Annotated in this window: 11 protein-coding genes; 6 read left to right on the top strand and 5 right to left on the bottom strand. The window is 51.6% G+C overall.

All coding sequences use genetic code 11. The annotated features are described in order from the left end of the window. The 3 genes from GBK02_RS16040 to GBK02_RS16030 form a co-directional block, all read right to left on the bottom strand. On the bottom strand, nt 1-2,577 hold the full coding sequence (locus GBK02_RS16040) for a DEAD/DEAH box helicase (protein ID WP_203467596.1): 2,577 nt from the start codon (nt 2,575-2,577) through the stop codon (nt 1-3). A gap of 3 nt (nt 2,578-2,580) precedes the next feature. Then, nucleotides 2,581-4,860: a site-specific DNA-methyltransferase gene (locus tag GBK02_RS16035; protein ID WP_203467595.1), complete on the bottom strand. Its 2,280-nt coding sequence runs from the start codon at nt 4,858-4,860 to the stop codon at nt 2,581-2,583. A 108-nt stretch (nt 4,861-4,968) separates the two neighbouring features. Then, nucleotides 4,969-5,994 (bottom strand): hypothetical protein, encoded by a 1,026-nt coding sequence (locus GBK02_RS16030; protein WP_203467594.1) that lies wholly within the window; start codon nt 5,992-5,994, stop codon nt 4,969-4,971. A gap of 88 nt (nt 5,995-6,082) precedes the next feature. On the opposite strand from GBK02_RS16030, the gene GBK02_RS16025 reads away from it, so the two are divergent. Then, entirely contained in the window at nt 6,083-7,354 is a 1,272-nt protein-coding gene (locus tag GBK02_RS16025) for a competence protein CoiA family protein (RefSeq protein ID WP_203467593.1), read from the top strand. Between the two features lie 98 nt (nt 7,355-7,452). On the opposite strand, the gene GBK02_RS16020 is transcribed toward GBK02_RS16025, so the two are convergent. Then, the gene (locus GBK02_RS16020; protein WP_203467592.1) at nt 7,453-8,103 is read right to left on the bottom strand and encodes a hypothetical protein; all 651 of its coding nucleotides are present in this window, start codon (nt 8,101-8,103) and stop codon (nt 7,453-7,455) included. 23 nt (nt 8,104-8,126) lie between these two features. Next, nucleotides 8,127-9,128 (bottom strand): DUF262 domain-containing protein, encoded by a 1,002-nt coding sequence (locus tag GBK02_RS16015; protein WP_203467591.1) that lies wholly within the window; start codon nt 9,126-9,128, stop codon nt 8,127-8,129. A 269-nt stretch (nt 9,129-9,397) separates the two neighbouring features. Between GBK02_RS16015 and GBK02_RS16010 the strand changes: the two genes are divergently transcribed. The 5 genes from GBK02_RS16010 to GBK02_RS15990 all read left to right on the top strand — a co-directional run bounded on the left by GBK02_RS16010 (nt 9,398) and on the right by GBK02_RS15990 (nt 12,207). Further along, nucleotides 9,398-9,703: an integration host factor subunit beta gene (locus GBK02_RS16010; protein ID WP_203467590.1), complete on the top strand. Its 306-nt coding sequence runs from the start codon at nt 9,398-9,400 to the stop codon at nt 9,701-9,703. A gap of 39 nt (nt 9,704-9,742) precedes the next feature. Continuing rightward, nucleotides 9,743-10,207 carry a DUF413 domain-containing protein gene (gene maoP, locus GBK02_RS17095; protein WP_203467589.1) on the top strand — a complete coding sequence of 155 codons (465 nt, stop codon included), beginning with the start codon at nt 9,743-9,745 and terminating at the stop codon, nt 10,205-10,207. A 104-nt stretch (nt 10,208-10,311) separates the two neighbouring features. Beyond that, entirely contained in the window at nt 10,312-10,491 is a 180-nt protein-coding gene (locus GBK02_RS16000) for a hypothetical protein (protein WP_203467588.1), read from the top strand. Further along, nucleotides 10,484-10,927: a LexA family transcriptional regulator gene (locus GBK02_RS15995; protein WP_203467587.1), complete on the top strand. Its 444-nt coding sequence runs from the start codon at nt 10,484-10,486 to the stop codon at nt 10,925-10,927. The genes GBK02_RS16000 and GBK02_RS15995 overlap by 8 nt, the downstream gene beginning before the upstream one ends. 2 nt (nt 10,928-10,929) lie before the next feature. Next, nucleotides 10,930-12,207, top strand: coding sequence for a Y-family DNA polymerase (locus GBK02_RS15990; protein ID WP_203467586.1), 1,278 nt, complete (start codon nt 10,930-10,932; stop codon nt 12,205-12,207). Nucleotides 12,208-12,227 lie beyond the last annotated feature (20 nt).

The raw sequence follows: 12,227 nt of genomic DNA, 5'->3' as shown, positions 1-12,227 counted from the left end.
TTACTGATAGTCGCTTGCCAACATTCCAGCAAAGAGGCTAGTTGCATCTTTTGCTTCGGCAATTGCCTTACGAACTGCCTCGTTCATCAGGTCAAGCACACGAAGTTTCCCATGAGCTTCCGCAACGGACTCTAACCGACGAAATACCGTGGCGTGTTTTTCAGCGTACAAAGCAAGTCCTTGCAGCTTGGGGAGGGCATCTGCCAGATGTAAGCCGTGAGGATCGACAATGTCAGCCACTATCGTTCCATCGGCCAGGCTGGCGAAGAAGATGAAGTCGGGACGAATAATGCCGTATTGCTCGCCGGACAGATAGGCAATACCGAGAGATGATTGCCCTGGTTGTTGAGGATTGCGATACCAGAAGCTGAATCCATCGCGCTTCATCTCGGTCACGACAACTTTTTCCTCCCACGCATTCAGTTCTGCGGGGTAGTTGCCTGAAGCATCGCACAACAGGTGATTCTTGTACGTCGGCAGTGAAGTTTCAACATCATTTTCCCGAGCTTTTGTGGGCTCATACTTCGCATCGGGCTTCACCAAATCTACATCCTGCGGCTCCGTGCTCATCTCCCTAATCTGGCGATATGACTCTTGCCGGTCATGGGACAGTTTCTTAATGATCGGGCCGTACTCCTCCAACCAACGCTTGGCTAACCTATCAGCTTCGGCATCGAAATGTAGCTGAGCTTCCGTGACCAAACCCAGCGCAGCAACGGAAACACGACCATCGACGAGGGCCGCATCGAATTCATCTTCGTCATCGGGATCTGCTGCACGGTACGCGAGAGCGTCAACGTAAGTACGCGAAATGTCAGGGCTAAAAATACGGGCCGCTCGACGGAAGGCATCATTAATTACCGCCATGTCAGCAGCTTCGAGAAACTCGTTGAAGGTTTTCGTTTTACCCTTCAGATCAGCGACTACAGACTTACCATCAACGGTTACGACAGCATTGCGCTTTTGCTCGATGACAGCCTTCAGTTTGTCTTGAATCGTATCGAGTGCGTTGTGCATTTCAGCATGAGCAATTTTTCCTGCACCCGCCAATATTCCATCAACAGCCAATTCATGGGCCAGCGCCGTTAAGCGTTTAGCAGGCTTGGCACCGCGCTGCGGTCGGGTTTGAGAAGGAAGCGCCTCAAACTTCTCCCAAACTTCCGGCGTAGCGGCAGGATTGGGCTTCATTTCAACCGGGTTAATCAGTACTCGCCCGCTAGGTGGTGGTGATGTGTCATCGCCCTTCATCAGGGCGTCGACGACCTGCGTCACCGTTTTTACGTCGAACTTGGGCAACAGGCAATCTACTGAGTTGAGGCGTTCATTCCCTGGGATACGACGAGCTAAAGGGGAGCGAACCATACGGCCCATTAGCTGAGTAATGTGGGTGCGATCTACAGCGGAGCGGAAAGAAACCATGACTTCGGCTCGTGGGCAGTCCCAGCCAGTGCTGATGGCGTCTTTGGCAATCAGGATACGCACCCAGGTTGATTCTTGGACGCGCTCAGGCGATATGTACGGGACGTTGCGATTGCCGAATTGTTGTGTAGTGTGTTCTCCGAATACGTGGGCGATGCAACCACCTGGAAGCTCCGGCCACTGCTGATAAATGGTATCCAAAGCACGACCAATATCATTAGGGTCTGGCGTATTCGGAACTTGTAGCACCATCAATGGAATAACTTGATGGGAGTCGTCCTGCTGCTTGGCATACTCCGACCATGCTTCCGAAACCGCTTTAAGCTTGTCGGTCGCACGGCGAACCAGTACGGTATCAAAATCTCCAACCTCGTCCGGAATGTCGAGGATGATGGTGTCCTTGATGAGACCTGACTCCTGAACCTTAGTAGAATCAACAACAACATCAGGCAATGTAATGCGTTTTTGCGCTCCCTCCATTGCCTTTTTGAAGCGTTCAACCGTGGCTGAAATACCCCACACAACGGGGATGCCTGGGATTCCTCCTAGACCATTGATAAGTCGCTGCACAATGGTGCTCTTGGCACTCTCTGAGGCTTTGCTTGGGTTGCCCATCCCTCGGTGTGCTTCATCAAGTACCAGGTACAAGGTCAGATCGGAGTCCTCAATCGTGTTGCGGATCGTGTCCCAAATCGTAAAAGCTTGAGCATCAGGGCGTGTCTGAGTAACCAAGTCTTCGCCATCAAAACCACGCACCAGCAAGCTGTTTTTGCCAAGCTTTTGCGTATTGAGGAAGTAAATCTTCTTGGCTTCAAATTTGGCTCGACTGAAGGGATGCTCAACCACTACCAAATCTGTGTGCTGAATGCGGTCTGATGCCTCGATTAGGCGGAATCGTGTCTGCTCGTTGAGAGAAGGGTCATCACTAAACCAGATGACAACTGCGCCGGGGTCGGCATCAAAGTCAAATTCGTCATCGCCATGGAAAAGTGCCTCAAACGTGGCGGCCGCCATCACCGTTTTACCTGCACCGGTAACTGCAGTCAGTGAAAAGGCGTGTTTGTCGTTATCTTCGTGCCAGCGTTTCCGGGCCTTTTTCAAGTTCACCAAAGCATCGCGTACTGCATCGGTTTGGTAGTCCTTCAGTGTGAACTTCATCCCTTATTCCCCGTTGGCAAAACTGAAGTTGGTCAGGTAAGACTCATACAGGCGTACAGGCTCGACACCATTAGGCAGGCGACGGGCAATCGACTGGAAGCGGCGATCATCGTCAGTGACGATATATGCCACTACCAACTCATTCGACTGAGTAACTGCCGAAATAAATGGCGCTGCAAAATCCACGTCTACCAGCAAACCATAGGCGTCGGAAACCTCCCATCCTGATTCGGGAAGTTTGTCGATGCGCCGACCACGACTACCAGCTTTCATCCACAGCAAGGGAGCAACACGAGAGAATGCTCGGTTGTGGCTTACAGCGATTGGTGTCTCGTAAGTCAGAGTGAAAAATTCGGCATTTTCCGCGAACCCTTCGGCCATCGGAAATTCATCGGTGAACTTGTAATCGCCCTTTATTGGGTGACCGTCTGGGGTTTTCCCACTTATGGCGGCGTTAACGCGGGGTTTGGTGATGTAATCACAGATGCCCAACATTTCCCAATCAGGATCGCCAGGTCGGAAACCGCGCTCTTGGAGGGACTTCTGCTCATCGGCAGCAACTTCATTGTTGGTGACGGAGATGCACTGACGATGCCCCTCATCCTGACGGTTCAAACGCATCACTGCATGAGCCGTGGTGCCCGAACCAGCAAAAAAATCAAGGATGACGGCACTGGGTTTGTCCCCAACAAAAAACCGTAGAGAGTCCTCTACTGCATACAGAGATTTGGGAAACGGGAAGCGGCGATCAGGGAGTAGCCGCGAAACGATAAGAGAGCCGCCGGTTTCTGCATTATGCGAGTCCATGTTCCACACTCGCTTCGGGATTACCCCTTTGCGTTCCTTGTGAATTGCCTGCACTGCCCCATCTGGATCACGCCCGACAACATCAATTCGCCCGTCCTGTATAGCTTTAACGGTCCCACTCGGTAGATAGTGAATTGCCGCTTGTTCCTTCTCTGGCTTGGGGTTGCGTGAGCGGATGAAACCATCTCTAAGGTATCGTTTAGCTGTTTCTGGGGTAATCCCCCAAAGCCCTTCTCCCCCATTGGGCCTCAAAGGCCAGACAGCAAATGTACCAATCGGTGCTGCTATAAGTGATCGGTCAATATCGTCGGCTATTGGTTCACCAATAGAGTGGATGTGGCCTGACTCGATATTCACAAAAATCGGATAGAACTGGTTTGGACGAGCACCTCGCTTGGCTGTCGGTTCACGCCGTCGTAGACCAAGCCATTCAATTTCTTGTCCAATTTGGGCGGTTGCTGACCGTGAGTCGTCCAACATGTTCTGCTCACCAAGCTGGACCTTGCAATTACCAATCCGCACAAAGTAAATAAATTCCTCAACGCGGGAGAATTGCCCAAATCGCGCCACGCCTTTGGCACTTATTACGGACGTAATCATCTCGATTGCTGCTTCTGGGAATATCTGTTCCAAAAGTAGCCCAAGCCGTAGATATTCCTTTTCGTCGATGGTGACGATCAACACTGACTCAACAGGGTTCAATAACTGTTTGGCCGACAACAAACGTCGCTCCATCATCGCCAGCCATTTACTGTGCCGGTAGAGGTCGTCACCTTCAACGTAATCGTTGTTGTATTTCCAATCCTTTGCGCCTGTGTTGTACGGTGGGTCGATGTAGATTGCATCCACCTTGCCGCGGTGGGTGTAAGTCAATGCTTTGAGGACGTGGTAATTCTCTCCGTTGATGACGGTATGGAACGGCTTATCGCCACCACGCTCAACCCTGCCCGTACTTACCAATCCAGGATAAATGGTATCCCGAAACTCCGAAACTACGACTAAATCAGCCAGTCTCTCGGTTTTTGTTTCTGCTTCTGCTGCACCCAACAATTCGAGGTCGGCGACCTTGCCACCATCTAATTTATGGATGGCCTTCACTTGCCATAGGCGTTGATCGCCCTTCTTTGTTGAAACGCGTTCGGGCAGAACTCGTACCTTGTCACCCTTGCGGATCGGACGTTGAGGAAGCTCGACCGCTTCCGGGCTATGGCGCTCGAAGTTCAAACCGAATGGTAGGCGGGACGATAGCACCTTGAACTCACGATCTAGGTCGGCACCAAGCAGGGGGTCTTTGGCTTTCGCCTGCGCGATAAGGTCTGTTAGTCGTGACACAACGGCTCCAAATACGTTCTTGCGAGGCTTTTTGCCTTCGTTTTTTCTTGAGTTTGCAGCGTCCAGTTCACTTCTTCTGCGTTCTGGCGAAGGACAGGACAGTACTGGCCGCGAGATAAGGGCATCTTGTTCAGGTGCAGTCACCCGAAGAGCAGCAATTGTAGATGACGCATGAGGTTTTCATGTGTTTCAAGGCGATTTCTGGCCTAAATATGACGAATTCCTGTGTTGAACGGCACAGCGTAACTGTCTTCATACCAAACGCACTCCTTGCTTGGTCGCACGATCAAACGAAAACACATGTTCTCGCGGGTTTTCTTCGCAACGTCCGACGATCCGCTTGGGATGGGTAGTTTCTCCCCGCTCCAGCTTGACCATCCATCCACAGACTGGGCATGTCGCAGAATATCGGCTGACATGAATCGTACTCGGTGTATCGGTGTCTCTGGCTCGGTTGATTTCGATGGTCGCCCCGAACTCCTTCCAGGCTAGTGCCCAGTCGGGTGCAATCACGATTCGATCCTCGAATAGCTGAAAAATACCGCTGAAGTAGCGGTGAGCAACCCAAGGAAAGCCAATCCCGAGGGCAAAGAGCAACAGGTCTTGGCCGGTTATAGGCTGCGTCCGATACCAAAGCACCAGCCATATCAAGAATTCAAAGCAAACGGCGAAAATCAGGAATAGGAGCTGCCACGTGAGGTAGCCATACCGCTTCGAGGGCGTCCATTTCAGACCGTCAGCAAAAAGAAACTGGCCGAAGGTGGAAAGTTTCAGTGACAAGTCGCGCTTGTAATAAATACCACCAGCCTGAGGAAGGAGCGCAGGCATGGTCTGAGTCATTTCATTGCCTGGGGTACCGGGTAATGGCCGGGATGCCAATCGGTAATACGCCGGTTTGCCATTCTCCTTCTGCACGATGGGGTAGGTATCCAGCCCCGCTTTCCGGCTCAATTCGATGAGAACAGGCTCGATCTCAGGCAGATAACGGGTTTCTATCTCTTTCCAGATTGGACTTAGCCATTGAGATGGCTCCAGGTTTGGATTGCCAGCCAGATCGGTATGGATTGCCTTGGTGCTGACTCGCAGTGATCTGTTTTCCTGGGATGCAGAACGAAGGGCCTCCTGAGCTAGGTAAACCATGATCTTGCCTGCCCAAATCTGCCGCCTATCTTCCGGGATCGCTGCGATTAGTATTTCGGCGAGTTGCTTGAGATGGCTGATATTCTCATCATCAGAATTTTCATCAATCAATTGATCTGTAAGGTTATTACTCACCATAAACTGACCCTCAACTTACCCTTTCTGACTGCAGAAATACGCTGCTCAAGCCTAGCTTGGCCCCTGTTACATCAGGAGGTTGAGCAGAATGAGCAAAGAAAGCAACGGCAAGCATGTTATTCCATTTGGTTGGCACGTGCCGACGCAGCGAATGGTTACAGCCCGCGAGGTGGCGAATGGTCGTGGCTGTGACTGTGTTTGTATTGCCTGTGGAACACGGCTTCAAGCGCGACAGGGCGAAATCCGAATTTGGCACTTTGCTCACGATAGCGAAACCCAGTGCCAGGTTGCTGCTGAGGCGGCGATTCACTACATGGCAAAACAATTAATCGCTGAGCGTGGCTCAATTTATCTTCCTCACAGGGAGAAATCGAAGGAAATCCATGGAAAGCGAAGAGTTTGGTCGGAGACTATTTGCACCGATGTGCAGCAGCCGGGGTTGCATCCCTTGGAAGATTGCCAAGTTGAGAAAACAATCACCATTCCAGCAGAGCCAGGTACGACTTTCCGACCAGATGTGCTTGCGACACTAAACGGCTTGCCACTGGCAATAGAAGTGCTCAACACTCACGCCGTTGAGCCTGAAAAGGCCGCTTGGTTGGAGGTGCAAGGGTATTCAGTACTCGAAATCGACGTAAACGACATTGGTTTGCTGCCCCAGGATCAAATACTGAGCGCCCTTGAAGTTCGCCTGTTCGATACTGCGGACTACACCTCCTGGCTTTGTCACGCTGCAGACCGGGAGGCAATTCGAGCACTGCAGGAGATTGAGGCTGATGTTCGCGCCAGAAGGCTGGCAGAGGAAACGATCCTGTTGGCTCAACTCGAAGCGGCAGAAGCAGCCCAAAAGCGCAGGGAGGAGTTCCTTCGCCGAGTGCGCGACATTGATGCCCTGAAGATTCCTGTTGGTGGTTGTACTGTTCGTATCGGCAGGAACTTCGAGCGTGTTTCGCTGAAGGTGCATGGGTACGCATCAGATGAGGTTTTTGCAGCAACTAAATCGCTTGCACGTGAGCATGGAGGGCGCTTCAACCCTAAAGCCAGATGCTGGGAGTTTTTCAGAGATGCCGAAACCGAAAATTTCTTCGATCAGCTATGTGAGAGGGTACAGCAGCGACTGGTTGGTTCATTCTGGGGCTCGAAGCCGACGCCACTGGCAGTAGCCAAGGAAAGGACAATACCGCTGCCGGAACGTCCATTACCTGTGTTTTTTCAAGACCCCGTACTTCAAGAAGCATTCGATGAACGGGCAGGAATTCTGGAGTTCGATGCAGGCTACGAGCGTCATGCCGCTGAGCAAATAGCTTTTGCTGAAATTCAAGCATCTACTGCCGTCACTGGAATGACTGGTTCACTTTGATACCGACCTGACAGGCAATTCCAAGCTTGTCGTCCATAGCGGTATTTCCTTAATACGATTTCTAATGACTGCTTTCCGCAGGATTCCGGACACGCCCGCTACTGAACCGCAACACTAGCAATCTTCCGCATTTCGTCCGCCCATGCCTCAATTGCGTAGTCGCCTGACGCAACATCCACCCAGTACAAAGCTTCGATTGGATGACGAGGTGGGCGAGGAAGGTTATATAGGTGAGCTATAGCCAATACATTCCGCATCGTCTCACCATTCCGATGAGCAGCAGCGTTACGAACTGTCTGCAGGTGACTTACCTGTACTCCAAGACCAAATGCTGAGAGAAGTTGGCTTCTATTGACAGGGTTTGCAGCCGGTATCACTGTCGCCAGTACGCCAACATCCCCCCAAGTTGGTTCAAGGCGTAGTGTGGAATTGGTTCTCCCCGCCAGGATTGGACTTCCACTGCCTCTTGTCTGTTTAGCGATGTAGGAAACACGCTCCCACCTAGCGGGTGCAACAGAGGGAGCGAGAACGTTGCCTGATGCCGTTGTACAACCTGTAGCCGAAAACATAACAACGTCACGACAAAAATGCCCCCATGATTGCCATAGCGAAGAAACCAAACCTTCTAGATGCATCCACTCTTTCTCGCCTGTCCGGTTGAGATCAGCAGAAACCGCAAAATTTAAAACATGTTCCCCAATGCGCTCCAGTCGCGCCAATAGCTTCTTTTCGATTTGTTCAAGATTCATAGCCAGGCACTAACCAAACAAAATTAAAGCTGGCCGCGCAAAGCCTGAACCAACATCCTCACACGCACCATGCGAGAATTTTCCCGCGTTGTTGCTTGTGTGGCTAATACATAGTCGCGGAATGGGCCATCAATTTCTTTCCCCTCGTGAGCCATAGCGAGCGCCTGTAATTGCTGGCGAGCGTCATCAATGTTCAATACGAACTGCCCAATCGGCGGCAATCCAGTCGACTCCTCGAAGCCGGGGATTCCATACTTGTTGTGTATCAGCGCACAGAAGAGAGAATGAACGATATAGGACTTGAAGAGGAAGGTTCCACGAAGCTCTCCTAGACTAGTCCCAATGAATGAGAAAACCTCATCCAAGTACTGCATGTAGACATCTGTTTTATCAAACGATTTGTCATACTTCTCGTACAGCTTGTTCAGCTTCGCATTACTGGTGCTAACAACACCTTGCTCCAGCGCCAACACCATGTCAGCAACCAATTCTGAATCTTCCATGCGAACGAGTTGGCGGTTTGTCAAAATGCCGAAGGAAAGAATCGTCGGCGATATTCGATCTAAAACAGAGTTCACAAACCACTTGAAATTACCCATATATATTGAGTGGCGTTTCTCTGCCTCATTCAACGGCAAGGTATAAGCATTCATTCGCCGAAACATTTCAAGAATTTCGGCTTCACCCGCATTTCTGATGATGTCTGCCGGAACTTTTGCCATTAGAAATTCATCTTGCACATCCTCATCCAAATCGGAAAAGCAGTGTCCTGCATATTTCTCCGAAACAGATGTCAGCTTGAACTTGTCCTGAAGGAAGTCGATGATCGAAGTTATACGCTGCTGACCATCAACTATTTCCTTGATAACCTTCTTACGGGAATCAAGCTGCTCATAAAAATACAATTTTGGGAACGGGAAACCCGTCAGAATCGTATCAATAAAATAACTTCGAGCCGTCGAAGGCCATAGACCTGAACCGCGCTGATAATTCCGGTTAACTACAAGCTCGCGACGGGCAAGCATGTCTCGAATTTCAGCGATGGAATATGAATTAGGCTCAAGTCGCACAGCGTGTTCTCCAACAATAAACTCCGTCGACATAACGGGACGATGCAGTTTACAACATTACCCTCCCTGCATTTTCGCAACTTTAGACTTCACTTAAGGCATAGAAGGGATGACGCTGGTGTCTGCTCGGAAACTTAGATCCGCCTGCTGCTGTACGGTGGTCTGCGGCCTGCGATTTCTCACCGTGATGATCCGACCATGAAGGGCTAAAGTAAAATTTAAGGATGACCCGATCCGAACTGAATGCTGCGCTGGCCCAGCGTTTCCCACAACTGATGCAGAAAGATGCTGAAATGGCCGTGACCGAGATTCTTGGCGCGATTGCGACGGCATTAGCTGCAGGAAATCGCGTCGAAATTCGTGGTTTTGGCTCATTTGCCTTGAACTATCGACCTCCGCGCACAGGCAGAAACCCTAAGACTGGTGAAAAGGTAGCTGTCCGTGGCAAATTCGTACCGCACTTTAAAGCGGGGAAGGAGTTGCGTGACTTGGTTGATACCTCGCAAACTTCCGGTGCTTTACTGAGGTAGGCAGCCTTGGGATTGGCTCATCAATAGGGGGAGCAGGTTGTGAAATTCGTTAATCCAAAACGGCCAGAGAAATACAAAAAATGTTGGACACGCATTAAGGCAGGCTGCGAATTTTCAGATGGAGATAGGGAGAAGCTGAAAAAATATGGTCCTTGGCTCCGCGCACTGCATAACGCGAAGTTGGCTCCGAAAAATGAGTTTGAGCAGCATTTCGTCAGTGTTTGCAGAGGTGAAGCAGTTTCTGAAAACGATCTTGAGACGGTTTGGCTTCGCTACATACACTGTCGCCTTGTCGAGACTCAGCTTCGGCGTTTGCATCGAGCAGACCAGGACTACGCAGGGGTACGCTCGTCGTTGGAGCGATTTGCCTCGAAGGGAAACCCGTTTGCCATTAGATGGCTTAAGGATGAGGGTGCGTGGGAGGAAGAACCTAGCGACGGATACTCCAATCGAGTCTGGAGGGAGGGTGCTACTTCTAAAATTGTGCGGATTGTCAGAGGTTAGGGGAGATTTTGCCTAACAAATACTGTGAGTGATTAGCTCGTTCGCATACAGTATTGCCCTCTTTTGAATGCTGTATAAAAATACAGTATTAAGAGGAGGCCGCCATGATTCGTATCGTCTGCCCGTTTTGTCATTCCCCACTGAACGCCGCTGATTTGGAAACGGCAACGCTCGGTGATCGCGTGTGCCTGGTTTGTCCCGAGTGCGAGCACGTCCTGTTGATGGACGACCATGCTCAAGCTGAAGTTCAGGTGTCTGCCGAGGGTGTTGAAGCTCATGCTTGAGGCTGCTCAGGCAAGCCTAGATTGGTTGCCAGCCATCGACCCCCCGCGTGTATTCATTCCGCTCGGTGCCGCCAAGGTGTCTGCGGGGTTTCCAAGTCCTGCTGCTGACTACGAAGATAAGCGGCTCGACATTAACGAGTATCTGGTTCGCAACCCGGTCAGCACCTTCTTCTTCCCGGTGCAGGGCGATTCGATGCAAGGAGCGGAGATCTTCGACGGTGATATTTTGGTCGTGGATCGCAGCATTAAGGCCATACACGGTCACATCGTGATTGCCTTCGTCGATGGTGAGCGCCTGGTGAAGCGATTGCATCACCGCAATGGTCGCGTCGCGTTGGTTGCTGAAAACCCAGCCTACCCGACCATCGACATTCGTGGCGACATGGAATTGGTGATCTGGGGGGTGGTGATCGGCAAGTTCAAGCGGCTGGGGTAGCGATGCCGGTTTTCGCGTTGGTCGATTGCAACAATTTTTACGCCAGTTGCGAAAAACTGTTCGATCCGAAGTTGGCATCGAAGCCGGTGGTGGTGCTATCGAACAACGATGGCTGTGTCGTTGCGCGGAGTGCTGAAGTTAAAGCCTTGGGCATCCCGATGGGCGTTCCCTGGTTCAAAATTCAGAAGGAAGCCAAGCGGTACGGCATCGTCGCCTTCTCGTCGAATTACGCCCTGTATGCCGACATGAGCAACCGTGTCGTCGAAGTTCTCGCTCAGTTCACCCCAAACCTGGAGGTGTACAGCATCGACGAAAGCTTTCTGGACCTCAGCGGTTTTCACCGTGACCTGATCGAATACGGTCAGGAAATCCGGCAGCGCATTCAACAGTGGCTGGGCCTGGCCGTGTGTGTCGGCATTGCGCCGAGCAAGACCTTGGCGAAGTTGGCGAACCACTGCGCGAAAAAAGGCTTGGCTGGCTCCGCTGGCGTGTGTGATTTCACGACCATGACTGAATCGCAACTTAGCCAACTGTTTGCCAATATTGAGGTTGGAGAGGTCTGGGGTGTTGGCAGAAAGATTGATGCTCGCCTTGCCGATATGGGCATCACCACGGTGTTGCAGCTTCGAGAGGCCGACCCTGAGGTGATTCGCTCGAAGTTCTCGGTCGTGCTGGAAAGAACGGTTCGGGAATTACGGGGCGTGTCCTGCCTCGACCTGGAAGAGGTTGCCCCGGATAAGCAGCAAATCATGTGCAGCCGATCCTTCGGTCAGTACGTTTATGACCGCGATCAGCTTGAGGAAGTCGTCGCCAGTTATGTAGCCAGGGCTGCCGAGAAGCTGCGAAAGCAAGCCTCACTGGCCGGTGCATTGATGGTATTCATTCGCACCAACCCGTTCAGCCCCAAGGAGCCGCAATATCAATGCTCGATGACCATTCCCTTGCCCGAGGCGACTGCTGATACCCGAGTGCTGGTCAATTGGGCATTGAAAGTCCTGCGGCGAATTTATCGCCCTGGCTATGGCTACCAGAAGGCCGGGGTGATGTTGAGCGAACTGCGGCCCAAGGCCATGGTACAAGCATCGCTGTTTGTCGATCCTGAGAATGATCGAGGCCAGCGGTTGATGGAAACGCTCGACGTAATCAACCAGCGGTGGGGTCGAGGCACATTACGCTCAGCGGCTGAGGGTATTGAGAAGGCTTGGAGGATGAAGCGACAGCGACTATCGCCGAGCTACACCACCGATTGGGATGGGCTTCCGATGGCTGTGGCTGGCTAACATTACTCATGAATGAGCCA

Source organism: Dechloromonas sp. TW-R-39-2, assembly GCF_016864195.1.
Classification (GTDB): domain Bacteria; phylum Pseudomonadota; class Gammaproteobacteria; order Burkholderiales; family Rhodocyclaceae; genus Azonexus.
This window is presented reverse-complemented; position numbering and strand designations above follow the sequence as displayed.